Genomic DNA, 24,574 nt, shown 5'->3' with positions numbered 1-24,574 from the left:
GATAAACTGCGCCAATTGGTCACCCCGACAACCGCCATGACCACAGGCGGTTGCCCCGCAAAGCGACAAACATCCCATGCCCTTTACCGCTTCAAGCCCTTCCCGCTCAGAACCTTCCCGGCGCTTCAGTGTGGCGCCGATGATGGATTGGACGGACCGTCACTGCCGATTCTTCCTGCGCCTACTGTCCAAGCACACCTTGCTCTACACCGAAATGGTCACCACGGGTGCGCTGCTCAATGGTGATCACGAGCGCTTCTTGCGCTACCACCCGTCCGAGCACCCTCTGGCGTTGCAACTGGGGGGCAGCACGCCGGCGGATCTCGCGGCGTGCGCGCGCATGGCCCAGGAGCATGGCTACGATGAGGTCAACCTCAACGTCGGTTGCCCCAGCGACCGGGTGCAGAACAACATGATCGGTGCCTGCCTGATGGGCCATCCGGCGCTGGTGGCCGATTGCGTGAAAGCCATGCGCGATGCGGTGTCGATTCCCGTGACGGTCAAGCATCGGATCGGTATCAACGGTCGCGATAGTTATGCCGAGCTATGCGATTTCGTCGGCCAGGTCATGGAAGCCGGGTGCAGCAGCTTTACCGTGCACGCACGAATCGCCATTCTCGAAGGCCTCTCGCCCAAGGAGAACCGGGACATTCCCCCGCTGCGCTACGACGTGGCGGCGCAATTGAAGGCGGATTTCCCACAGCTGGAAATCATCCTCAACGGTGGGATCAAGACCCTCGAGGCCTGTCATGAACATCTGCAGACTTTCGATGGGGTGATGCTGGGCCGTGAGGCCTATCACAACCCCTATCTGCTGGCCGAGGTAGACCAACAGCTGTTTGGCAGCACTGAGCCGGTGATTTCCCGGGCCGAGGCGCTGGCCCGGTTGCGCCCCTATATTGCCGAGCACCTGGCTGCCGGTGGCGCCATGCACCACATCACGCGCCATGTCCTAGGGCTGGGCACGGGCTTCCCCGGTGCTCGCAAGTTCCGCCAGCTGTTGTCGGTGGATATCCACAAGACCCAGGATCCGCTGGCCCTGCTGGATCAGGCCGGGCAGTTGCTGGAAGGACGTTAAGCGTCGGCCGGGTTGAACCTGGCCGGGCTTTTGGCATCGTATCTACTGGACAGTGCCCCAGCATTCAAACGACTGTTTTCAGGTCACGGACTTTGGGGCCGTAGTTAGCATTCCGCGCCCTTGAGCACCTGACAGCGCTCGGGTAATGTCGTCAGACCCATAGGACAGAGCACGCTCATGACTTCCAAGCTGGAACAACTGAAGAAAATCACCACCGTAGTGGCCGATACCGGTGACTTCGACGCCATCGCCCGGGTCAAGCCGGTGGATGCCACCACCAACCCTTCGCTGCTGCTCAAGGCTGCGGCCATCCCGGGTTATGCCGATCTGCTGAATGCCTGCGTCAACGACTGCAAAGGCGATGTCGGCCTGGCCAGCGACCGTTTCGGCGTGGCTGTCGGCCAGGAGATTCTCAAGGTCATTCCGGGCCGTATTTCCACTGAGGTGGATGCCCGCCTGTCGTTCGATACCGAAGCCATGCTCAAGCGCGCCCATCGGCTGATCGAGCTGTATGACAAGGCCGGCATCGGCCGTGATCGGGTGCTGATCAAGATCGCCTCTACATGGGAAGGCATACGCGCCGCCGAAAAGCTGGAGCGCGAAGGCATCCAGACCAACCTCACCCTGCTGTTTTCCTTCGCCCAGGCCGTGGCCTGCGCCGAAGCCGGGGTATTTCTGATTTCGCCATTCGTAGGGCGGATCTACGACTGGTACAAGAAGGCTACCGGCAACGACTATCAGGGCGCTGACGATCCGGGCGTGCAGTCGGTTACCCGCATCTACAACTACTACAAGGCCAATGACTACAAGACCGTGGTCATGGGGGCAAGCTTCCGCAACCTCAACCAGATCGAGCAACTGGCCGGCTGCGATCGCCTGACCATCAGCCCGGATCTGATTGAGAAGCTGGCCGCCGACACCGGCAAGCTGGAACGCAAGCTGAGCCCGGGCAAGACCGGTGAAGCTCGCCAGAGCCTGAACGAAGCACAGTTCCGCTGGGCTTCCAACGAAGACGCCATGGCCACCGAAAAGCTGGCTGAAGGCATCCGCCAGTTCGCCCGCGACCAGGAAAAGCTCGAAGCCCTGCTGGCTGCCAAGCTCTGATCGCTTCGCGTCAACGCAAAAAGGGCGAACCCTCACAGGTTCGCCCTTTTTTGTGCGCTCGCGTTTCAGTCGATCAGTGACGCTCCAGGGCATTCACCAGATCGTGAAAGGCTTCACGGTTGGAGTCATTAAGGCCCATGAGGATCTTGTGCGCCTCCAGGACCTTGACCCGTACCACTTCTTCCGACTGGTCCTGGGACGGCAGGTCGGTCAGGCATTCCGGGCAGGGAATCGGGCGATCGACGATGTTGAACACTTGATCGAAGCCCATGGACTGCAACAGCCTGGTAATGTCTTCGTGGGTGGTGACGACGGTGGGCAACAGACCGACTTTCTGCCGCGACAGGATCGAGAGCTTGGCCAGCAGGCCCAGGGTGGTGCTGTCGATGCTGCGGGTTTCTGTCAGATCGATCACGATCGCCGAAAAATTCAGCGCGGTGAAAATCCGCTCAATAGTCGCATCCAACGCCGAACACAGGGTCAGGCGCACTTCACCGACGAACTTCAGGACGAAGGTGCCATCCTGCTCGGCGAACTGGATTCTACCGGTACTCATTGAAGGTTCCTGCTCAACACTAACAGGGCGATATCATCCGGCATCTCCCCTAGCGTGGCCAATCCAAAAACTTGCCGCAAGCCATCCAGGCTGCCGCCCGCTGCCCTCACCCGTTCGGGCAAGGCTGCTTCTTTCTCTTTGAGTGTAGGCTCGGGCAAAAGGTCCAGGATGCCATCGGACATCAGCGTCAGGCTGAACACCGGCGGCAGCTCCAGAATGTGGTCTTCGTAGGTGGCCTCGTTGAACAGGCCCACCGGCAAACCACGCCCTTCCAGATAACGCACAGTGTCGGGGGTGTACAACACCGGCAACGGCAAGTGCCCGCCAATGCTATAGGTCAACAAGCCAGTCTCCTCGTCGATGACTCCACCGACCATCGTGACGTGTTTGCCCAGCTTACAACTGATCAGGCCACGGTTGATATGGCCTAGCACTTCCGAAGGCTTGAACTCCGGCAAGGTGCCATTGCGCTTGGACTCGAACAGCAAACGGGTGGTCATGAACTTCAACAGCACGGTGACAAAGGCCGACGACGCACCATGACCGGAAACATCCGCCAGGTAGAAGGCCACCCGGCGCTCGTCGACACGGAAATAGTCGACAAAATCACCCGACAGGTACAACGACGGGATGATCTGGTGGGCAAAGTTGAATTCGTCAATCGACCAGGGGCTGGTCGGCAGCATGTTCATCTGCACCTGTCGACCGGCGTTCTGGTCTTCCTGGAGCAGATTGAGGCTGGCTTCGAGCTCGCGGTTGGCGGCTTCAAGCTTCTCTCTGTAACGCTGGTTTTCCAGCAACAGGCGAGCACGATCCAGGGCGCGGCGCACCGAGTGCTCGAGCACAGCCAGATCTTCCAGCGGCTTGATCAGGTAGTCCGCCGCGCCCAGGCGCAGGGCTTCAACCGCATCGTTCATGACGCCCGCACCCGAAACCACGATCACCGGGGTTTGCGGGGACAGTTCGGTCACTTGACGGATAAGCTCGAGACCGCCCATCTGCGGCATGCGCAGATCGCAGATCACCAGATCGGGGTTGTCGCGCTCGAATACCTGAAGACCCTGCTGGCCGTTAGCGGCCTGCAGTACGCTGAAGCCACTGTCTTCCAAATAGGCCGCGAGGCTCGCGCGCACTACTTCGTCGTCATCGATTATCAGCAGCGTGGCACTGGTTTTTTGCATGTGGGCAAACGGCGCCAGAATTAGGTTGGCGTAGGTGCTCTGGCCTGGGGCCTGAGGCACGCTACTGGATTCGCTTTCTAGCCACTCTGCAAGCCAGGCCAGGACCTTGAGCCCTGCACGCCCGACCATCAGAGGTGCCCTTCTAAGGCGCAGACGGTACTCCCATCCGCGGGGCGTTTCAAGCTCATGCCGATGGTCGCCTGACGTCTTTACACCGCAAATCACCGGGAGTTATAAAAACCGCTAAAACCGCAACTCAATCGCAGGATGGAACCCATGAACCAAAACCAGCGTGACTACAGCGAAAAGCGCGATTACATCCGCATGCGGGTGGATGCAGAGGTCACGCTGATCCATCAGGGGCAGGTGATCGAAGCGGTCTGCATCGATCTTTCCAGCAGCGGCATGCAGGTACAGGCACCACGTTCGTTCCAGGTCGGCGATCAGTTGAGTGTACGTATCGACTCAGAGCACGCAGCCCTCAGGGGGCTGGAAGCAGAGACAGAAGTGGTATGGGTCAACCCACAAGAAGGTGGCGGCCAGAAACTTGGACTTACAATCCTTAAAATGAAGTAAAGATTCCAACCCATGAAAAAGGCGGCCATCAGGCCGCCTTTTCAGTTTGTGCAGGACAGTCGAGCTTAGAAGTCGTCTTCGACCTTGCCGTCCTTGATCTTGAATTCGCGATTTTGCAGGTAGGCATTGCGAATGAAGGTGTATTTGTCACCGCGAATCAGCTTGTCCGCCGAGAGCAGGCTGGCACGGGTATCGACGACATCCACACCCATGGTGATGTTGCGCGCGGGGATGTCATTCATGTAGCGGTAGGGTTCGGTGTAGCTGTCGACATACTTGGCCGGCGCATCACGCAGGGTGCTTGGCCCCAGCAACGGCAGCATCACGTAGGGACCGCTGCCCACGCCCCAATGACCGAGGGTCTGGCCGAAGTCTTCGTCATTGCGCTGCAGGCCCATCTTGGTACCGACATCAAAGAAGCCCGCCAGGCCCAGGGTGGTGTTCATCAACAGTCGCGCAGTGTCGACACCGGCAGCACCAGGTTTGGCCTGGAGGATGTCATTGGCGAGGTTGCCGACATCACCGATGTTGCGAAACATGTTGTGGATGCCATCTTCCAGAAACTGCGGAGTGACGGCCTGATAGCCCTGTGCCAGAGGCTTCAGGGCATAAGTATCCAGCGTATCGTTGAAGGTGAAGATGGGACGGTTGATGCTTTCCCATGGATCATCTTCGGCCGCCTGGGCAACCAGGGGAGCCAGCGTCACACCGGCACTCATACATAGTGGAACTAGATAACGGCTCCAGCGCATAGCAGGAAACTCCTTCGATTGTTCTCTCGTGGGGCTATGCCCTGAGGATAAGTTCAGGAGTATAAAGCGGATATGCCGGTTTAGGCAGCATCACCGCAAACCGTCTTCAGTCAGGGTTCAGCCAACCTTGCTGCCATTCACCGTACTGTCACCTGCATGTCATGTTCTGCCGCTAGCCTCCAAGGGTATTTCAAGGACGCTGACATGCCCCACGCCGACGCCTCAGTGCAACCCGCCCGCCCATTGACTGCCGTACTCTTCGGCCTCAGTGGCTGCCTGGTGGATTTCGGCGCGCGGATGCGCCAGCAAGCCACGGACAAACCTGATCCGGAGCAAGCCCAAGCCACACCTGGCGCACTGGAAACGCTGCGGCGCCTGCATCAGCAAGGCATCCCCTGCGCCTGGCTGGAGCAACTGCTCCCCGCCAGTAGCCGCCAATTGGCTGCCGTCCTGCCGGACTGGATCACGCCGGCACCTCACTCCCCCGCCCCCTGGCCTGCACCCGATGCCTGCTGGCAGGCGCTGATGGCGCTCAACGTTAAAGGCATCGACGGCTGTGTCCTAGTCAGCGGCGAACCCCAACTGCTGCAGTCGGGCCTCAATGCCGGCCTCTGGACCATCGGCCTGGCCTCTTGCGGCTCCCTGTGCGGCATGACCCCCAGCGAATGGCAGGCCCTGAGCCAGCAAGAACGGGAATTCAAGCGTGGCAAGGCCACGGTGCAGCTCTTCGGCCTGGGGGTGCATTCGGTCATCGACCATCTGGGGGAGTTGAACACCTGCCTGGCGGACATCGAACTGCGCCGGCTCAAGGGTGAAAAACCCTGACATAAGCCTGTTGATCAGGATCATGCACAGCGCCTGGGAGTGGATTACTCTAAGCCGTGGGCATGGACCTTTGACTCGACAGCGCGGTCCATCCCTGTGCCTATCAATAAAGGGAGAACGCCATGCCTGCCCGCGAACTGCAAGAACAACTCGACACCCTGCGCGAGCAATTGGAACAGAACCCACCGCTTTCCGAAGCCGAGCGCAACAATCTGCAAGAACTGATGCAGCAGATCGAACTGCAACTCAAACTGGAGACCGGCACCCAGGACGCCAGCCTCGCCGACGGCGTCAATCTGGCCGTGGAACGCTTCGAACTGGAACACCCGGCGATTGCCGGAACCCTGCGCAATATCGTCCAGACCCTGGGCAACATCGGCATCTGAGCAACCCCCGGTAGCCAACCCCACAAAGCAAAAGCCCCGCTCTCGGAGCGGGGCTTTGCTTTTACTGGCGTACCAACCGGTGATTGGCGAAATCCGCGGTTTCGGTACTGCGGTAAGGGTTGATATCCAACCCACCGCGGCGCACATAACGCGCATACACGGTGAGTCTCTCCGGCTTGAGCAAGCGTTGCAGGTCGAGAAAGATCCGCTCCACGCACTGTTCGTGAAAGTCCGAGTGCTGGCGGAAGCTCACCAGATAGGCCAGCAGGCTGGCGTGATCCAGAGCCGCGCCCCGGTATTGCACCACCACGCTGCCCCAGTCCGGCTGGCTGGTTACCGGGCAGTTGGACTTGAGCAGATGACTGTGCACGCTCTCCTCCACCACGCGCGAAGCATCGCAGCGCAGCAGTTCGGGGCGCGGGTGCTCATAGCTGTCGACACTGATATCCAGATCATCGATACACACCCCAGGCAGCGCCACCACGCCTTCGGCCTCGACCTCCTGCAGGCTGCGGATCCGCACGCCTACCGGCTTGCCGGCAGCAGCCGACAGATCAGTGCGCAAGGTGGCCTCAAGGGTCGCCCGATCATCGAACGGCGTCTGGTTCAGCGAATTGAGGTACAGCTTGAACGACTTGGATTCGATGATGTTCGGCGAATCGGCGGGAATGCTGAACTCACCGATAGCCACTACCGGCTTACCCGACGGCAGCAGCCAGGACAACTCGAAGCAGTTCCAGTAGTCCACGCCCTTATAAGGAAGGGTATCGGCACTCAAGCCCAGCTCGGCCCATTTTGCCGCCCGGGGAATCGGGAACAGCAAGGACGGGGTGTAAGTGGAGACGTATTCACTGGACTTGCCCAGCGGCGAATGTTCGGCTGCGGGATGCATGGCGGAAACCTGACTGAAGAATCAGCGGATTCTATCAGCCTTTGCTCCCGCCTTTGAGCCCCGGATGCCTATGGGGTGACCGTCAGCTTGCCCACCATCCCGGCCTGGTAGTGCCCTGGAATGTTGCAGGCGAACTCCAGGTTGCCGCTCTTGCTGAAGGTCCAGGTCAGTTCGGCCTGCTTGCCCGGCTCCACCAGCACGCTGTTGGGATCGTCATGCTGCATGCCATGGTCCATGCCTGCCATTGAGCCGTGGCCCATGGCTCCATGATCCATCGCCTTCATGCCGGTCGGGGTGAGCATGCCGCTCTGCTGCATCTTGAGCATTTCCTGCTGGTGCTCGGCATGCATGGCCGCGTTGCCCAGATTGAACTCGTGCAGCAACTGCCCCTTGTTGATCAGCACGAATCGCACCGTCTCGCCGGCCTTGATCTCCAGGGCCTTGGGATTGAACGACATGTCCCCCATCACCACCTCGACACTGCGAGTGGCCTTGGCCGCAGGCGCCGGCTGGCCAAAATCGTAAGAGCCGGCCGGCGAGGCCCAGAGCGGTGCGCTCAACAGCATCAGGCAGCCCCCCAGGATCGACCGGCTTCGCCACAACAGGTTTTGCATACTCATCATCAGACTCCAACAAGATCGGGATTCAGCCTGTGGCACACTCTAGAGCCCTGCCGCTGCCAGCCAGCTGACATGCAGATTACAACTTTGTCAGCTTGCACTGCCCTGGCCTGCTGCACGGTATAAAGCCCGGGTTCCAACCGCCACGAGTCCCACCATGAAACTGCTGATCGTCGAAGACCAACCCAAAACCGGCCACTACCTGCGCCAGGGCCTGAGCGAGGCCGGCTTCAACGCCGAACTGGTGGCCGACGGCAGCACCGGCCAGCACTTGGCCCTGACCGGCGACTACGCTCTGCTGATTCTCGACGTGATGCTGCCGGGTCGCGACGGCTGGCAGATCCTCCAGGCGGTGCGCAGCGCCGGGCTGGAAGTGCCGGTACTGTTCCTCACCGCCCGGGATGCCGTGCAAGACCGGGTGCACGGCCTGGAACTGGGGGCCGACGACTACCTGGTCAAGCCTTTTGCCTTCTCCGAACTGCTGGCCCGGGTCCGCAGCCTGCTGCGCCGGGGCAGCGCCGTGGCCCAGGAAACCAGCCTGCAACTGGCAGACCTGCGCCTGGACCTGATCCGCCGCCGGGTAGAACGCGGCAGCCAGCGCATCGACCTGACCGCCAAGGAATTCGCCCTGCTGGAAATGCTCCTGCGGCGCCAGGGCGAAGTCCTGCCCAAGTCGCTGATTGCCTCCCAGGTCTGGGACATGAATTTCGACAGCGATACCAACGTCATCGAAGTAGCCATCCGCCGCCTGCGCCTGAAGATCGACGACGATTTCCCGAACAAACTGATCCATACCGTACGCGGCATGGGCTACGTGCTCGAAGAGCGCCAGGCCTGATGCGCCGCCTGTCCCTGAGCGGGCGCCTGGCGCTGCTGTTCGCCGCCTGCACCGCAGTGGTCTCATTGTTGGCGGGGGTGTTGTTCAGCCGCGCCAGCGAAGCCCATTTCATCGAACTGGATCAGCAACTGCTGGACGGCAAGCTGCTGGCCCTGCGCAGCGCCTTGCAGGATGTCAACGAGGCCGGTGACTTCCCCCCGCGCCAGGCCAGGCTGCAGGACGAACTGAGCCACCAGCCGGACCTGCAGCTACGAGTCGGCGACGCCAATGGCCAGCTCTGGTTCGACAGCGCCCCCGGCCTGCCCGCCTCTCTGCCTGGCGGTGCCGGCCTGCGCAGCCTGGAGCAGGCCGGCACCGCCTACCGTCTCTACACAGCAGCGCTGAATCCCGGCCAGGCGGCCTCGCCGCAATTGACCCTGATCCTCGACATCACCCATCACCAGCACTTTCTGCAGCGCATGCAACACCTGATCTGGCTCACCGTGGGCCTCTCGGCCCTGGCCACTGCCCTGCTCGGCGCCTGGGCCGCCCGCAGTGGCCTGCGCCCGTTGCGGCGCATGGGCGCGGTGGCCGCCGGGGTCTCCGCCAGTTCCCTGACCCAGCGCCTGCCCCAGGAACAGATGCCCGCCGAGCTGGCGGAACTGGCCAGCAGCTTCAACGCCATGCTGGGCCGTCTTGAAGAGTCGTTTCAGCGCCTCTCGGCATTTTCCGCCGACATCGCCCACGAACTGCGCACCCCTTTGTCGAACCTGCTGACCCACACCCAGGTCACCCTGACCCGCCCCCGGCCGCTGGAGGACTATCGCGAAGCCCTGCACAGCAACCTGGAGGAGCTGCAATGGATGGCGCAACTGGTCAACGACATGCTGTACCTGGCCAAGGCCGACCACGGCTTGCTTACACCCAGGCGCGAAGCGCTGGAGCTGGCCCAGGAAACCGACATGCTGCTGGAGTTCTATGGCCCCCTGGCCGAAGACGCACAGATCGAACTGACCCGTGAAGGCCAGGCCGGCTTTGCCGGGGACCGCAGCATGCTGCGCCGGGCGTTGTCCAACCTGCTGGACAATGCCCTGCGCTTCACTCCGGCCGGGGGCGCGGTCAAGGTGCGCATCAACGAAAGTGCCGAGCACCTGAGCCTGAGCATCGAGAATACCGGCGAAGGGATCGCCCAGGATGTACTGCCACGCCTGTTCGACCGTTTCTACCGGGCCGACCCGGCACGGCGCGAAGGCAGCAGTGAACATGCGGGGTTGGGGCTGGCGATCACTCAGTCGATCATTCGTGCCCACGGCGGGCAGATCCGATGCGAATCGGCGGCGGGCTGGACCCGTTTCGTGATCGAGTTGCCAAGGCAGGATTGAGGGACTGTTCGCCGGCCAGCCGGCTCCTGCACCAATCGGACAGGAGCCGGCGGCCGGCGAAGGCGGGTCTCAGGAGTAACGCAAAGCGTGGGCCGGCTCGACCTTGGACGCGCGCCAGGCCGGATACACGGTCGCCAGGAAGCTCAGAACGAAGCCGGCACCACAGATCAGCACCACGTCGCCGCCCTGCAGTTCAGAAGGCAGGTTACTGACGAAATACACATCGGAGCTGAAGATCTGCTGGCCGCTGATTCTTTCCAGCCAGCCCACCAGCTCACTCACGTTCAGTGCCGCGATTACCCCCAGCACCCCACCGATCAGGGTGCCGACGATACCGATCACCGTCCCCTGGACCATGAAGATCGCCATGATCTGCCGTGGTGTGGCGCCGATGGTGCGCAGGATCGCGATGTCAGCCCCCTTGTCATTCACCACCATGATCAAGGTGGCGATGATGTTGAATGCCGCCACCGCCACGATCATCAGCAACAACAGGCCGATCATGGTCTTTTCCATCTTCATCGCGCTGAACAGGCTGCCCTGGGTGTGAGTCCAGTCATCGGCGCGGAAGTCCGCCCCCAGGCCCTTGGCGATATCCGCCGAGACCTTTGGCGCGGCATACAGGTCCTTGACCGCCAGGCGCACGCTCTGCACCTGGTTCGGCTGCCAGTGCTGCATTTCTGCAGCATCGGCCACATGAATCAGGCCCATGGAGCCATCCAGCTCGGCCCCCACCTTGAATACCCCAACCACGTTGAGGCGTTGCATGCGCGGGGTGATCCCCCCCGGTGCAGTGCTCACTTCAGGCACGATCAGGGTCAGCTTGTCGCCGACGTTCAGGCGAAAGCGCCGGGCCGTGATCTCGCCGATCACCACGCCGAACTCGCCAGGTTTCAGGTCTTGCAGGCTGCCCTGGACAATATGCTGGGCAACGATGGACACCTTGCCTTCCTGGGCCGGATCGATGCCGCTGATCTGGATCGGCTGCATCGCCCCCTTGTAGGAGAGCATGCCCTCCATCTCGGTAAAGGGCACCGCGGCGGTGACTTCCGGATTCTTCAGGGCCGCCGCGACCACCGGCTGCCAGTCATCGATGGGCTTGACTCCAACGATAGTGGCGTGGGGCACCATGCCGAGGATGCGCGAGCTCATTTCCCGCTGGAAGCCGTTCATCACCGACAGCACCACGATCATCGCCAACACGCCCAGGGCGAGGCCGATCATCGAGGTCATGGAAATGAACGAGACAAAACGATTGCGCCGCTTGGCGCGGGTGTAGCGCGTGCCGATAAAGATCGATAAAGGTCTGAACATGGGCAAGGCACCCTGGAAAGATTAATGACCCGGCATCGACAGCCCAGCCGCCGACGCCGTGTGCGGGCGCATCAGATGGCGACCAGGTGACCTTCTTGCAGGTGCAGTACGCGGTCCATCTGTCGAGCCAGGTTCATGTCGTGGGTCACCACCAGGAAGGCGGTGCGCATCGAGGTACTGAGCTCCAGCATCAGGTCCTGAATTCCCTGGGCCGTGTGCGAGTCGAGGTTGCCGGTGGGCTCATCGAGCATCACCAGCCCCGGCTTGTTCACCAGCGCCCGGGCAATGGCCACCCGCTGGCGCTCGCCACCGGACAGCTCGGCCGGTTTGTGCTCCAGCCGATGGCCTAGCCCGACCCGCTCCAGCAGCGCGGTGGCACGCTGACGGGCTTCCGGGATCGGCGTGCGGCCAATCAGCAGCGGCATGCAGACGTTCTCCAGCGCGGTGAACTCCGGCAGCAGGTGGTGGAACTGGTAGACGAAGCCCAGGGCGCGGTTGCGCAACTGGCCGCGGGCCTTCTCGCCCAGCGCCGAAAGCTCCTCGCCCGCCAGCCAGACGCTGCCCTTGGATGGCGTATCCAGGCCGCCCAGCAGGTTGAGCAAGGTACTCTTGCCCGAGCCGGAAGTGCCGACGATGGCCACTCGCTCCCCCGGGTGCAGCTCCAGTTGCAGGCCAGACAGGACCACCACCGATTCCGGGCCTTCCTCATAGGACTTGCCCAGGTCGCGGCAGCTCAGGATTGCTTTTTCACTCATGCCCAACTCACTCATAACGTAGCGCCTCCGCAGGCTGGGTGCGCGCCGCACGCCAGGCTGGATACAGGGTGGCGAGGAAACTCAGGACCAATGCCGCGCCGCAGACCATCAACACATCCTCGGCCATCAGTTGCGACGGCAGGTAGTCGATGAAATACACGTCGGCATTCAGGAATTTGTGGCCGATCAGGCCTTCAAGGGCAGAAATCGCGGCACTCACGTTCAGCGCCGCCAGCATCCCCAGCACAGCACCGATCAAGGTGCCGACCACGCCGATCACCGTGCCCTGGACCATGAAGATCGCCATGATGGTTCCCGGCGTCGCCCCCAGGGTGCGGAGGATGGCTATATCGCCCTTCTTGTCGTTCACCACCATCACCAGGGTCGAGATGATGTTGAACGCGGCCACCGCGACGATCAGCAGCAGCAACAGGCCGATCATGGCTTTTTCCATGCGGATGGCCTGGTACAGGTTGCCGTGGGTACGGGTCCAGTCGCGGGCGTAATAGTGGTTCTCACCCAGCTGCTGGGCGATTTCCCAGGCGGTGCGCGGGGCCTGGAACAGGTCGTCGAACTTCAGCCGCAGGCCTTGTACCTGATCCGCCTTCCAGCGGTGCAGGCGACCCAGGTCCTGGAGGTTGGTCAGGCCCAGGTAGCCGTCGATCTCGCCGGCGCCGACATGGAAGATGCCCACCACGGTAAAACGCTTCATCCGTGGGAACATCCCGGCCGGGGTCACCGTGACTTCCGGGGCGACGAAGGTCAGCTTGTCTCCCAGGCCGACACCCAGCTTGGTTGCCGCCTTGTCACCAATGACAATGCCGAAGCTACCGGGCGCCAGCGCGTCCAACTGCCCCTGCTGCATGAAGTGGTCGATGATCGACACCTGCCGCTCCTGCTCAGGGTCGATGGCATTGAGCAGCACCTTCTGCACCTGGCCGTTGTTGGTCAACAGGCCCTGCATCTGGGTGAACGGTGCCACCGCCAGCACTTTGGGGTTCTGCCTGACCTTGTCGGCCAGGCTTTGCCAGTCGCTGATGGGTTCGCCGGATTCGATGGTGGCGTGGGGCACCATGCCCAGCACGCGGGTGCGCATCTCATGATCGAAGCCGTTCATCACCGACAGCACCACGATCATCACGATCACGCCAAGGGCGAGTCCGATCATCGAAGTCAGGGAAATGAATGACACAAAATGATTGCGACGCTTTGCACGGGTGTAACGCGTGCCGATAAAAGCAAACAGAGGTCTGAACATGTCGGGGCTTGTGCAGAGGAAAAGAAGACGTCCTTGTGGCGGGGCCTGGTAAGCAGCTTTACACTCAGACCACTGCCTCTACCATGGGTTCGCCATGTCGACATTAGATGAAGAAGATCGCCGCGAATACTACCGTATCGAGGACACGATCGCACTGGAAATTAGCCCCTTGTCCGCCCTCGACGCGGCGAGCAAGGAAGTGTTGCAGGATGAGTCCCCACTGTTCAATCTGCTCAGTGAACTGCACCTGAGCGAATTCGAATCCCAGCATCTGCTGCGCCAGGTCAGCGAGCGCGATCGCACCCTGGCCAGCTACCTCAAGGCCATGAACAAACGCATCGACCTGCTCAGCCAGGTGGTGGCGCAAACGGTGTTCGGCAAGTTCGGCGAGCCGCAGCGGGTCATTCTGTCCGAGGGCGGCATCGAATTCAGCCATCACCAGTGCTACCCAACCGGCAGCCATCTGGCGGTGAAGCTGTTGCTGATGCCGCAGGCCCTGGGCCTGCTGCTGCGGGCCAAGGTCACCCACTGCGAGCCCCAGAGCTTTGGCACCTTCGAGATCGGCACCGAGTTCGAAGCATTGACCGATGCCCAACGCCAGCTGCTGGCGCGCTATATCCTGCAGAAACAGGCCCAGCAACGCCGCCAGGCCCGGGAGCAGAGCGACCCCGCCGCCGGCTGAGCAGTACGCCCGACCCTCTCTTAAGGAACAACATCCGTGAAGGAGCAATTGTGACCCTGATCTATGGCCATCGCGGCGCTAAAGGCGAAGCACCGGAAAATACCCTGACCAGCTTTCAGGAGTGTCTCAAGCACGGCGTGCGCCGTTGCGAGCTCGACTTGCACCTGTCCATGGACGGCGAGTTGATGGTGATCCACGACCCGACCCTCAAGCGCACCACAGACCGGCGCGGCAAAGTGGTGGAGCATTCCGCCGCCGAGCTGGTGACCTACGACGCGCGCAAGGGCGGCCCGGGCTGGGTCAACCCCTGCCCCATTCCGCGCCTGGAAGAGCTGTTCGAGAAATGCGACTTCGAGCACTGGCAGTTGGAGGTCAAGAGCGCCTCGCGCACCCGCGCCGCCACCACGGTGCTGGCGATTCGCGAAATGGCCCAGCGTTTCGGCCTGCTGGACAAGGTCACCGTGACCTCAAGTTCTCGGGAAGTATTGAAGGCCGCCGTGGAGCTGACCCCGGACCTGTCCCGCGGACTGGTCGCCGAATACGCCTGGCTCGACCCATTGAAGGTCGCCCAGAGCTATGGCTGCGAGATTCTGGCGTTGAACTGGACGCTGTGCACCCCAGAGCGTCTGCAACGGGCGCAGCGCCAGGGCTTGCATGTGTCGGTATGGACGGTCAACGAGCCTGCGCTGATGCGCAGGCTCGCCGACTTCGGCGTAGATAGCCTGATTACAGACTTTCCCGGTTTGGCCAGCGCCACCCTCGAGAATCGCTGAAATCGGTCTCCCCGGCCGGCTCAGGCCACCGGCCGGAGCCGCTCAAAAAAGCCGGTTGAGGCCATCGTATGCCGCTACCCGATAGGCTTCGGCCATGGTCGGGTAGTTGAAGGTGGTGTTGACGAAGTACTTCAGGGTGTTGAGCTCGCCCGGCTGGCTCATGATCGCCTGGCCGATGTGCACGATCTCCGAAGCCTGGTAGCCGAAGCAATGGACGCCGAGGACTTCCAGGGTTTCCCGGTGGAACAGGATCTTCAGCATGCCTTGAGGCTCGCCGGCGATCTGCGCACGGGCCATGCCCTTGAAGAACGCCTTGCCCACCTCGTAAGGCACCTTGGCCTGGGTCAGTTCCTGCTCGTTCTTGCCGATGGAGCTGATCTCGGGAATGGTGTAGATCCCGGTCGGCACGTCGTTGACGAAGCGCCAGCTGCCGTTGTCGACAATGCTGCCGGCCGCGGAACGACCCTGGTCGTGGGCGGCACTGGCCAGGCTCGGCCAGCCGATCACGTCACCAGCCCCGTAGATGTTCGGCACGCAGGTGCGGTAGTTCTCGTCGACTTCGATCTGGCCGCGGCTGTTGACCTTGACCCCGATGTTCTCCATGCCCAGCTTGTCGGTATTGCCGGTACGGCCGTTGCACCAGAGCAAGGCGTCGGCCTTGATCTTCTTGCCGGACTTGAGGTGCAGGATCACGCCGTTGTCCACACCTTCAACGCGGTCGTATTCCTCGTTGTGGCGCACGGTGATGTTGTTGTTGCTGAAGTGGTAGCTCAGGGCCTGGGAGATTTCCGAATCCAGGAAGCTCAGCAACTGGCCGCGGTTGTCCACCAGTTCCACCAGAACCCCCAGGCCACTGAAGATCGAGGCGTACTCGCAACCGATGACCCCGGCGCCGTAGACGATGAGTTTGCGCGGGGTATGGCCGAGGCTGAGGATGGTGTCGCTATCGTAGATACGCGGGTGGCTGAAATCGATATCCGCGGGGCGATAGGGGCGCGAACCGGTGGCGATGATGATGTGCTTGGCTACCAGCTTTTCCACCACGCCGTTGGCGCAGACCACTTCCACGGTCTGCTCGTCGGCGAAGCTGCCAGTGCCGAAGAACACATCGACCCGGTTGCGGGCGTAGTAGCCAGTACGCGAGGCCACTTGCTTGGAGATGACCTTCTCGGCGCTCTTGAGCACGTCCGGGAAGGAGAACCAGCGCGGCTCGCCAATGGCCCGGAACATCGGGTTGGTGTTGAACTGCATGATCTGCCGGACCGAGTGACGCAGGGCCTTGGACGGGATGGTACCCAGGTGGGTGCAGTTGCCGCCGACCTGGCGACGGCTATCGACCATCGCCACTTTGCGTCCTGCTTTCGCGGCGTTCATCGCCGCACCTTCTCCAGCGGGGCCTGAGCCCAGCACCACTACGTCGTAGTTGTAGACAGCCATGCGTACTCCTCAGAACAGGCCGAGACACCCTTCTGGCGTCTCCGGCTAAATCATGCCGCGGCCAGCGGCATGAAGGATCAATTTGGCTCGGTTACGAACCCGGGCACAGTCTATAGAAGCGTCAACGCCGCGCACATTAACCCTTGGTCGCGTCGTAGGCTACTTTTGCCTGCACTACAGGCTGCGCAACAGCGCACCAGGTTATTGTTTTTGCCCGGCCAGCAGCGCATCGAAAGCCGGGTTGCTGCGTGTGACGAAACCTGTAGCGCTGCGCATCACAAAAAATCCGGCGATGCCGTGTTTTTCCGCGTAGTCCCAGCCCGCCTCCGGGCCGAGTATCAGCAACAGCGTCGACAGGCCATCGGCCATCAACGCCGAAGGATGAATCACCGTTACCGAGGCCAACGGGTGGGCGATGGGTTGGCCGAGCCGGGCATCGAAGGTATGGGAGTAACGCTGGCCGTCCTGCTCGAAGTAATTACGGTAGTCGCCGGAAGTGGAAACGCCAAAACCATCCAGGGCGATCACCCGCTGGGCTACCTGCTGGTCATCACGCGGCTCCTCCAAGGCTATCCGCCATGGTGAGCCGTCGGGCTTGCGACCCACGGCCTTGAGCTCACCGGTGGCTTCGGCAAGGAAGCTGTCAATCCCCAGTTGCGTGAGCCGGGCAGCGATGCGGTCCACCGCATAGCCTGCGGCGATGCTGTTGAAATCCACCTCCACCGGCGCATCCTTGCACAGCTCCTGCCCTTCGATACGCAGGTGAGCGTGCCCTACCCGCTGCCGCACCTCAGCCAGGGCTGACGCGCCGGGAACCTTTTCCTCTCGCCCCTGAGGGCCAAAACCCCAGAGATCCAGCAGCGGTTCCACCGTCAGGTCGAAGGCGCCGTCGCTGTCCCGGGACAACTGCTCACCCACTCGCACCAACTGCAACACCGGCTCCGGCATCGGCTGGCAGCTATCAGCGGGCAAGGCGTTGAAACGCTCGATGTCCGAATCGCTGCGATAGGTGGACATCTGCCCGTCGACCTCGGCCAGAATCCCCTCGACCTCAGCCTGTACCAGCGACGGCGCCGGCCCCTGGGCGTGGCGCACATACTGCACCGACCAGGTGCTGCCCATGGTCGGCCCGGAGAGGCTTTCCAGGCGCTCGCCGCCACAACCGGCCAACAGCACCAGCGCGGCGTACAAAGCGCTCCATCGCGATCGTTGCTTACCCGACAAGGTGTTCCTCCCGATCAACCGCCCTGCTGGGCCAGCTGACAGTGCAAATGGCCATTATGCGACAGACGGAGGCCGCCTGCCCGGCGTCCCACCGCCTTGGCTACGGGCAGAACCTTGATCTAGAGCCACCCTACCACCCCAAGAGTTTTTGTTGCCGGATGGCTTTCATACACATATCGTTACAAAACTGTTCAGCGTGCAGCCTCGAGCCCCGACTTTGCAGTAAGGGACGCATAACGACCAGGGATTGCTAACAAGACAGCCAAAGTGAGTGAAAAAAATGTCCACGACCACGGGCAAAGGCAAGGCGATCTTTCGCGTTGTCAGCGGCAACTTTCTCGAGATGTTCGACTTCATGGTCTACGGCTTCTACGCCACGGCGATTGCCAAGACCTTCTTTCCTGCGGACAGCGCCTTCGCCTCGTTGATGCTGTCCCTGGCGACCTTTGGCGCGGGCTTCCTGATGCGCCCCCTGGGAGCGATTTTCCTCGGTGCCTACATTGACCGTCACGGCCGTCGCCAAGGCCTGATCATTACCCTGGCACTGATGGCCGCGGGCACCGTGCTGATTGCCTGCGTGCCGGGCTACGCCACCCTTGGCGTCGCCGCGCCCTTGCTGGTGCTGCTGGGTCGCCTGCTGCAGGGCTTTTCCGCCGGCGTCGAGCTGGGCGGGGTGTCGGTGTACCTGGCCGAAATCTCCACGCCGGGCCGCAAGGGCTTCTTCGTCAGCTGGCAGTCGGCCAGCCAACAGGCCGCAGTGGTCTTCGCAGGCCTGCTGGGCGTAGGCCTGAACCACTGGCTGAGCCCCGAGCAAATGGGTGACTGGGGCTGGCGCGTGCCGTTCCTGGTGGGCTGCATGATTGTTCCGGCGATCTTCATGATCCGTCGCTCCCTGGAAGAAACCCCGGAATTCCAGGCCCGCAAGCATCGCCCTTCGCTGCAGGAAATCGTCCGTTCCATCGGCCAGAACTTCGGCATCGTCATCGCCGGCATGGCTCTGGTGGTGATGACCACCGTGTCCTTCTACCTGATCACCGCCTACACCCCGACCTTCGGCAAGGCCGAACTGCACCTGTCGGACTTCGACGCCCTGCTGGTAACCGTGTGCATCGGTCTGTCGAACTTCTTCTGGCTGCCGGTCATGGGGTCACTGTCGGACAAGATCGGCCGCAAGCCGCTGCTGCTGGGGGCGACCATCCTGGCCATCTTCACGGCTTATCCGGCACTGTCCTGGCTGGTGGCCAACCCCAGCTTCAGCCACCTGCTGATCGTCGAGCTGTGGCTGTCTTTCCTCTATGGCTCGTATAACGGCGCGATGGTGGTGGCCCTGACTGAAATCATGCCGGTGGAAGTGCGCACCACGGGTTTCTCCCTGGCCTACAGCCTGGCCACCGCGACCTTCGGCGGCTTTACCCCGGCAGCCTGCACCTACCTGATCCACGTCCTGGGCAATCAGGCGGCTCCGGGCATCTGGCTCAGTGGCGCGGCGGTGCTGGGGCTGATCGCAACCCTGGTCCTGTTCCGCGGCAATCGCCACGAACTGCGTACCGCGCAAGCGGCAACAGCGCGCGGCGCCTGAGACAAACGCTTCGCTGGCAAGCCAGCTCCTACGGGGTTGCGCCGACCTGGCTTGCCGGCGCAAGCCACAAACAAAAACGCCCCGACAAGTCGGGGCGTTTTCATTTCAGCAGTCGCTTAGCGTGGGAACGCTGGCGGGTTGACCCCGGCCATGTCTTCCATCACGCGCACTACCTGGCAGCTGTAACCGAACTCGTTGTCGTACCAGACGTACAGAACAACGCGGTTGTCCTGAACGATGGTCGCTTCAGCGTCGACCACACCGGCGTGACGCGAGCCCACGAAGTCGGTGGACACCACTTCCTGCGAGTTGACGAAGTCGATCTGCTTGTGCAGGTCGGAGTGCAGCGCCATGTAGCGCAGGTACTCGTTCATCTCTTCACGGGTGGCGGCTTTCTCGAGGTTCAGGTTGAGAATGGCCATCGACACGTTTGGCGTCGGAACGCGGATCGCGTTACCGGTCAGCTTGCCGGCCAGCTCAGGCAGGGCCTTGGCAGCAGCAGTAGCAGCACCGGTCTCGGTGATCACCATGTTCAGCGCGGCGCTACGGCCACGGCGATCGCCCTTGTGGAAGTTGTCGATCAGGTTCTGGTCGTTGGTGTACGAGTGAACGGTTTCGACGTGACCGTTGATGATGCCGAACTTGTCATTCACAGCCTTCAGCACCGGCACGATGGCGTTGGTGGTGCAGGAAGCGGCGGACACGATCTTGTCGTCAGCGGTGATTTCGTTGTGGTTGATACCGTGAACGATGTTCTTCAGCTTGCCTTTGCCTGGCGCGGTCAGAACAACGCGATCGATACCCGGGCAGGCCAGGTGCTGGCCCAGACCGTCGGCGTCACGCCATACACCGGTGTTGTCCACCAGCAGAGCGTCCTTGATGCCGTACTGGGTGTAGTCCACCTCGGTCGGGTTCTTCGCGTAGATGACCTGGATCAGGTTACCGTTGGCGGTGATGGTGTTGTTTTCTTCGTCGATGGTGATGGTGCCGTTGAACGAACCGTGCACCGAGTCGCGACGCAGCAGGCTGGCGCGTTTGGTCAGGTCGTTTTCGGCGCCCTTGCGCACCACGATGGCGCGCAGACGCAGGCCGTCGCCACCACCGGTTTTCTCGATCAGGATGCGCGCCAGCAGACGGCCGATACGACCGAAGCCGTACAGGACTACGTCAGTGCCTTTGCGGGCCGAAGCATTTTGCTGGCCAACCACATCAGCCATTTCTTCGCGAACGAACTGCTCGGCGCTGCGGCCATTGCCTTCGTTACGGAATTTGAACGCCAACTTGCCCAGGTCTACCGATGCCGCGCCGAGCTTGAGCTCGCTCATGGCTTTAAGCAGAGGGAATGTTTCGTGGACGGAGAGTTCGCTATCGTCGGAGGAACGGTGGCGAGCAAAGCGGTGAGCTTTGAGAATCGCGATGACAGACTGGTTGATCAGGCTGCGGCCATAGATCGAGCTCACCACGTTGTTATTGCGGTAGAGCTGACCGATAAGCGGAATCATCGCTTCTGCGAGTGCTTCACGGTCGATCCATTCACCAAGACACTGGTCGGGCTTCTGAGTCACGGGAACCTTCCACATGTAGGGGCAGAAAAAAGGGGCTACATTATGCCGCCCAGTTCCTGTCGTAGCAATGCGCGCCTGTCGTGCGGAACGTAACAAAAAGCCCTTGCAAAAAAACACCACTGTGCTGGAGACCAGTAAAACCGCGGCTTCCAGCAGCGTCAATTTTTTGGACATCACACCAGCCTGTCTGTAACCCTCCGTAACACCAGCCACAATCGGCACTACATTTCAGGTCAAGAAGCGCATTTTGTTGTCATAGCCACTACATTTGCCCCAACCAGCGTATTAGACGCATCAGCCACTGACAGTGGCTGCCCGGGGCCGTTACAATTACCGACTTTGTCGCAACGCTTGGAGCTTGACCGTCCGTGCCCGTCCTGCGTCTACCGCTACTCCCTGCCGCCGCCGGCAAACAGCATTGGGGCAACTTGCCCGGTGCCGCCCTGAGCCTGGCCATCGCCGAAGCCGCCAGCGCTGCCAAGCGCTTCACCCTCCTGCTGACTGCCGACAGCCAAAGCGCTGACCGGCTGGAACAGGAGCTGAGCTTCTTCGCCCCGGATCTGCCGGTGCTGCATTTTCCTGACTGGGAAACCCTGCCCTACGACCTGTTCTCGCCGCACCAGGACATCATTTCCCAGCGCATCGCCAGCCTCTATCGGCTGCCGGAGCTGGAGCATGGCGTGCTGGTGGTGCCGATCACCACTGCCCTGCACCGCCTGGCGCCCACCCAGTTCCTGCTGGGCAGCAGCCTGGTGCTGGACGTCGGCCAGAAGCTCGATGTGGAACAGATGCGCACCCGCCTGGAAGCCAGTGGTTACCGCTACGTGGACACCGTCTACGAACACGGCGAATTCACCGTGCGCGGCGCACTGATCGATCTGTTTCCCATGGGCAGCAAGCTGCCCTATCGCATCGACCTGTTCGACGACGAAATCGAGACCCTGCGCACCTTCGATCCGGAGAACCAGCGCTCCATCGACAAGGTCGACTCGGTGCGCCTGCTGCCGGCCAAGGAGTTCCCGCTGCAGAAAGAAGCGGTGACCCGCTTCAAGGCGCGCTTTCGCGAACGCTTCGATGTGGACTTCCGCCGCTGCCCGATCTTCCAGGACCTGAGCAGCGGGATTACCCCGGCCGGTATCGAGTACTACCTGCCGCTGTTCTTCGAAGAGACCTCGACCCTGTTCGACTACCTGCCCCAGGACACCCAGGTGTTTTCCCTGCCGGGCATCGAACAGGCCGCGGAAAACTTCTGGAACGATGTACGCAACCGCTATGAAGAGCGCCGCGTCGACCCTTCGCGCCCGCTCCTGCCCCCGGCCGAACTGTTCCTGCCAGTGGAAGACTGCTTCGCCCGGCTGAAGAACTGGCCGCGAGTGGTGGCCAGCCAGCAGGACATCGAAACCGGTGTCGGCCGCGAACGCTTCCCGGCCCACGAGCTGCCGAACCTGGCCATCGAAGCCAAGGCCAACCAGCCGCTGGCAGCACTTTCGGGCTTTCTCGACGAGTTCCCCGGGCGAGTGCTGTTCACCGCCGAATCCGCCGGCCGCCGGGAAGTGCTGCTGGAGCTGCTGGAGCGCCTCAAGCTGCGGCCCAAGACCGTCGACAGCTGGCCGGACTTCGTCGCCAGCAAGGAACGCCTGGCAATCACCATCGCCCCGTTGGACGAAGGCCTGGTGCTGGACGATCCGGCCCTGGCCCTGGTGGCCGAAAGCCCATTGTTCGGCCAGCGAGTAATGCAGCGTCGGCGCCGGGAAAAGCGCGCCGATGCCAACAACGACGCGGTGATCAAGAACCTCACCGAGCTGCGTGAAGGTGCGCCGGTGGTGCATATCGACCATGGTGTCGGTCGCTACCTGGGCCTGGCGACCCTGGAAATCGACAACCAGGCCGCCGAGTTCCTGACCCTGGAATACGCCGAGGGGGCCAAGCTTTATGTGCCCGTGGCCAACCTGCACCTGATCGCCCGCTACACCGGCAGCGACGACGCCCTCGCGCCCCTGCATCGCCTGGGCTCGGAAGCCTGGCAGAAGGCCAAGCGCAAGGCCGCCGAACAGGTGCGCGATGTGGCTGCCGAACTGCTGGACATCTATGCCCGCCGCGCCGCCCGCGAAGGCTATGCCTTTGCTGACCCGAAGGCCGACTACGCCACCTTCAGTGCCGGCTTCCCCTTCGAGGAAACCCCGGACCAGCAGAGCACCATCGAAGCGGTGCGCGAGGACATGCTGTCGGGCAAGCCCATGGACCGCCTGGTATGCGGCGACGTGGGCTTCGGCAAGACCGAAGTGGCCATGCGCGCGGCCTTCATCGCGGTCCACGGCGGCAAGCAAGTGGCGATCCTGGTGCCCACCACCCTGCTCGCCCAGCAGCACTACAACAGCTTCCGCGACCGCTTCGCCGACTGGCCGGTGACCGTGGAAGTGATGAGCCGCTTCAAGTCCACCAAGGAAGTGAATGCTGCGGTAGCCGACCTCGCCGAAGGCAAGATCGACATCGTCATCGGCACCCACAAGCTGTTGCAGGACGATGTGAAGATCAAGAACCTGGGGCTGGTGATCATCGACGAAGAACACCGTTTCGGTGTCCGCCAGAAAGAGCAGCTCAAGGCACTGCGCAGCGAAGTCGACATCCTGACCCTGACCGCCACGCCGATCCCGCGGACCCTGAACATGGCCGTCTCGGGCATGCGCGATCTGTCGATCATCGCTACCCCGCCGGCGCGACGCCTGTCGGTGCGCACCTTTGTCATGGAGCAGAACAAGAGCACGGTCAAAGAGGCCCTGTTGCGAGAACTGCTGCGTGGCGGCCAGGTGTACTACCTGCACAACGACGTGAAGACCATCGAGAAATGCGCCGCCGACCTGGCCGAACTGGTACCCGAGGCGCGGATCGGCATCGGCCACGGGCAGATGCGCGAACGCGAACTCGAACAAGTGATGAGCGACTTCTATCACAAGCGCTTCAACGTGCTGATCGCCTCGACCATCATCGAGACCGGCATCGACGTGCCCAGCGCCAACACCATCATCATCGAGCGCGCCGACAAGTTCGGCCTGGCCCAGTTGCACCAGTTGCGCGGTCGGGTCGGGCGCAGCCACCACCAGGCCTACGCATACCTCTTGACGCCACCGCGCCAGCAGATCACCCCGGACGCGGAAAAACGCCTGGAGGCCATCGCCAACACCCAGGACCTGGGAGCCGGCTTCGTCCTGGCCACCAACGACCTGGAGATCCGTGGCGCTGGCGAACTGCTGGGCGACGGCCAGAGCGGGCAGATCCAGGCCGTGGGCTTCACCCTCTACATGGAAATGCTCGAGCGCGCGGTGAAGGCCATCCGCAAGGGCGAACAACCGAACCTCGACCAGCCACTGGGTGGCGGCCCGGAAATCAACCTGCGCTTGCCGGCACTGATTCCCGAGGACTACCTGCCGGACGTGCACGCGCGCCTGATCCTCTACAAGCGCATCGCTTCCGCCACCGACGAGGACGGCCTGAAGGACCTGCAAGTGGAGATGATCGACCGCTTCGGCCTGCTGCCGGAGCCGACCAAGAACCTGATCCGCCTGACCCTGCTCAAACTCCAGGCCGAGCAACTGGGGATCAAGAAGGTCGACGGCGGCCCACAAGGCGGCCGCATCGAGTTCGCCGCAGATACACCAGTGGACCCACTGGCCTTGATCAAACTGATCCAGGGCCAGCCCAAACGCTACAAATTCGAAGGCGCAACCCTGTTCAAGTTCATGGTGCCGATGGAGCGCCCGGAAGAGCGCTTTAATACATTGGAGGCACTGTTTGAGCGCCTCACCCCGAAATCTGCTTGA

Annotated in this window: 22 protein-coding genes; 11 read left to right on the top strand and 11 right to left on the bottom strand. The window is 62.0% G+C overall.

The genetic code is table 11. The features are described from left to right. Nucleotides 1-76 precede the first annotated feature (76 nt). Together dusA and tal are read left to right on the top strand one after the other, a co-directional pair. Nucleotides 77-1,078: a tRNA dihydrouridine(20/20a) synthase DusA gene (gene dusA / locus AC1RGE_RS31570; RefSeq protein WP_047285009.1), complete on the top strand. Its 1,002-nt coding sequence runs from the start codon at nucleotides 77-79 to the stop codon at nucleotides 1,076-1,078. A gap of 177 nt (nucleotides 1,079-1,255) precedes the next feature. Further along, nucleotides 1,256-2,182, top strand: a complete 927-nt coding sequence (tal, locus tag AC1RGE_RS31565) for a transaldolase (RefSeq protein ID WP_011060293.1) — start codon at nucleotides 1,256-1,258, stop codon at nucleotides 2,180-2,182. A gap of 73 nt (nucleotides 2,183-2,255) precedes the next feature. Here the strand turns inward: tal and rssC are convergent, their stop codons facing one another. Together rssC and rssB are read right to left on the bottom strand one after the other, a co-directional pair. Further along, nucleotides 2,256-2,738, bottom strand: coding sequence for an anti-sigma factor antagonist RssC (gene rssC, locus AC1RGE_RS31560; RefSeq protein ID WP_003218919.1), 483 nt, complete (start codon nucleotides 2,736-2,738; stop codon nucleotides 2,256-2,258). Continuing rightward, complete coding sequence (gene rssB / locus AC1RGE_RS31555) at nucleotides 2,735-3,919, bottom strand: two-component system response regulator RssB (RefSeq protein WP_492585699.1); 1,185 nt, start codon at nucleotides 3,917-3,919, stop codon at nucleotides 2,735-2,737. The genes rssC and rssB overlap by 4 nt, the downstream gene beginning before the upstream one ends. A 276-nt stretch (nucleotides 3,920-4,195) precedes the next feature. On the opposite strand from rssB, the gene AC1RGE_RS31550 reads away from it, so the two are divergent. Next, nucleotides 4,196-4,495, top strand: a complete 300-nt coding sequence (locus AC1RGE_RS31550; protein ID WP_011060291.1) for a PilZ domain-containing protein — start codon at nucleotides 4,196-4,198, stop codon at nucleotides 4,493-4,495. A 65-nt stretch (nucleotides 4,496-4,560) separates the two neighbouring features. Here AC1RGE_RS31550 and AC1RGE_RS31545 read toward each other — a convergent pair whose 3' ends face one another. Beyond that, nucleotides 4,561-5,247, bottom strand: a complete 687-nt coding sequence (locus AC1RGE_RS31545) for an MlaA family lipoprotein (protein ID WP_011060290.1) — start codon at nucleotides 5,245-5,247, stop codon at nucleotides 4,561-4,563. Between the two features lie 204 nt (nucleotides 5,248-5,451). Here AC1RGE_RS31545 and pcrP point away from each other — a divergent pair, with 204 nt between their 5' ends. Further along, on the top strand, nucleotides 5,452-6,072 hold the full coding sequence (gene pcrP / locus AC1RGE_RS31540) for an HAD superfamily inactivated hydrolase PcrP (RefSeq protein ID WP_019093683.1): 621 nt from the start codon (nucleotides 5,452-5,454) through the stop codon (nucleotides 6,070-6,072). Nucleotides 6,073-6,194: 122 nt separating this feature from the next. Then, nucleotides 6,195-6,458: a DUF4404 family protein gene (locus AC1RGE_RS31535; protein WP_011060288.1), complete on the top strand. Its 264-nt coding sequence runs from the start codon at nucleotides 6,195-6,197 to the stop codon at nucleotides 6,456-6,458. 61 nt (nucleotides 6,459-6,519) lie between these two features. Here AC1RGE_RS31535 and queF read toward each other — a convergent pair whose 3' ends face one another. Beyond that, complete coding sequence (queF, locus tag AC1RGE_RS31530) at nucleotides 6,520-7,350, bottom strand: NADPH-dependent 7-cyano-7-deazaguanine reductase QueF (RefSeq protein WP_011060287.1); 831 nt, start codon at nucleotides 7,348-7,350, stop codon at nucleotides 6,520-6,522. Between the two features lie 68 nt (nucleotides 7,351-7,418). After that, a complete protein-coding gene (copI, locus tag AC1RGE_RS31525) occupies nucleotides 7,419-7,970 on the bottom strand; it encodes a copper-resistant cuproprotein CopI (protein WP_019093682.1) in 552 nt (183 codons plus the stop codon). Nucleotides 7,971-8,127: 157 nt separating this feature from the next. Between copI and AC1RGE_RS31520 the strand changes: the two genes are divergently transcribed. Next, nucleotides 8,128-8,808 (top strand): heavy metal response regulator transcription factor, encoded by a 681-nt coding sequence (locus tag AC1RGE_RS31520; RefSeq protein ID WP_015634824.1) that lies wholly within the window; start codon nucleotides 8,128-8,130, stop codon nucleotides 8,806-8,808. Then, entirely contained in the window at nucleotides 8,808-10,169 is a 1,362-nt protein-coding gene (locus AC1RGE_RS31515) for a heavy metal sensor histidine kinase (protein ID WP_174395721.1), read from the top strand. The genes AC1RGE_RS31520 and AC1RGE_RS31515 overlap by 1 nt, the downstream gene beginning before the upstream one ends. 69 nt (nucleotides 10,170-10,238) lie before the next feature. Here AC1RGE_RS31515 and AC1RGE_RS31510 read toward each other — a convergent pair whose 3' ends face one another. From AC1RGE_RS31510 to AC1RGE_RS31500, 3 genes are all read right to left on the bottom strand, one after another. Next, complete coding sequence (locus AC1RGE_RS31510) at nucleotides 10,239-11,483, bottom strand: lipoprotein-releasing ABC transporter permease subunit (RefSeq protein WP_492585685.1); 1,245 nt, start codon at nucleotides 11,481-11,483, stop codon at nucleotides 10,239-10,241. 71 nt (nucleotides 11,484-11,554) lie between these two features. After that, nucleotides 11,555-12,238 carry a lipoprotein-releasing ABC transporter ATP-binding protein LolD gene (gene lolD / locus AC1RGE_RS31505; protein ID WP_015634822.1) on the bottom strand — a complete coding sequence of 228 codons (684 nt, stop codon included), beginning with the start codon at nucleotides 12,236-12,238 and terminating at the stop codon, nucleotides 11,555-11,557. Nucleotides 12,239-12,245: 7 nt separating this feature from the next. After that, entirely contained in the window at nucleotides 12,246-13,496 is a 1,251-nt protein-coding gene (locus AC1RGE_RS31500) for a lipoprotein-releasing ABC transporter permease subunit (RefSeq protein ID WP_047336178.1), read from the bottom strand. 94 nt (nucleotides 13,497-13,590) lie between these two features. Here AC1RGE_RS31500 and AC1RGE_RS31495 point away from each other — a divergent pair, with 94 nt between their 5' ends. Continuing rightward, nucleotides 13,591-14,178: a PilZ domain-containing protein gene (locus tag AC1RGE_RS31495; protein ID WP_011060280.1), complete on the top strand. Its 588-nt coding sequence runs from the start codon at nucleotides 13,591-13,593 to the stop codon at nucleotides 14,176-14,178. Between the two features lie 50 nt (nucleotides 14,179-14,228). Next, the gene (locus tag AC1RGE_RS31490) at nucleotides 14,229-14,951 is read left to right on the top strand and encodes a glycerophosphodiester phosphodiesterase (RefSeq protein ID WP_015634820.1); all 723 of its coding nucleotides are present in this window, start codon (nucleotides 14,229-14,231) and stop codon (nucleotides 14,949-14,951) included. A 42-nt stretch (nucleotides 14,952-14,993) separates the two neighbouring features. On the opposite strand, the gene sthA is transcribed toward AC1RGE_RS31490, so the two are convergent. Both sthA and AC1RGE_RS31480 read right to left on the bottom strand, forming a co-directional pair. Then, nucleotides 14,994-16,388 carry a Si-specific NAD(P)(+) transhydrogenase gene (gene sthA, locus AC1RGE_RS31485; protein ID WP_011060278.1) on the bottom strand — a complete coding sequence of 465 codons (1,395 nt, stop codon included), beginning with the start codon at nucleotides 16,386-16,388 and terminating at the stop codon, nucleotides 14,994-14,996. A gap of 201 nt (nucleotides 16,389-16,589) precedes the next feature. Continuing rightward, nucleotides 16,590-17,564, bottom strand: a complete 975-nt coding sequence (locus AC1RGE_RS31480) for an FAD:protein FMN transferase (protein ID WP_011060277.1) — start codon at nucleotides 17,562-17,564, stop codon at nucleotides 16,590-16,592. Between the two features lie 328 nt (nucleotides 17,565-17,892). Here AC1RGE_RS31480 and AC1RGE_RS31475 point away from each other — a divergent pair, with 328 nt between their 5' ends. Beyond that, nucleotides 17,893-19,191, top strand: a complete 1,299-nt coding sequence (locus tag AC1RGE_RS31475) for an MFS transporter (RefSeq protein ID WP_011060276.1) — start codon at nucleotides 17,893-17,895, stop codon at nucleotides 19,189-19,191. 116 nt (nucleotides 19,192-19,307) lie between these two features. Here AC1RGE_RS31475 and AC1RGE_RS31470 read toward each other — a convergent pair whose 3' ends face one another. Then, complete coding sequence (locus AC1RGE_RS31470) at nucleotides 19,308-20,771, bottom strand: glyceraldehyde-3-phosphate dehydrogenase (protein ID WP_011060275.1); 1,464 nt, start codon at nucleotides 20,769-20,771, stop codon at nucleotides 19,308-19,310. Between the two features lie 353 nt (nucleotides 20,772-21,124). On the opposite strand from AC1RGE_RS31470, the gene mfd reads away from it, so the two are divergent. After that, complete coding sequence (gene mfd / locus AC1RGE_RS31465) at nucleotides 21,125-24,574, top strand: transcription-repair coupling factor (protein WP_011060274.1); 3,450 nt, start codon at nucleotides 21,125-21,127, stop codon at nucleotides 24,572-24,574.

The organism is Pseudomonas sp. GW823-FHT02C05 (genome assembly GCF_058797595.1).
This window is presented reverse-complemented; position numbering and strand designations above follow the sequence as displayed.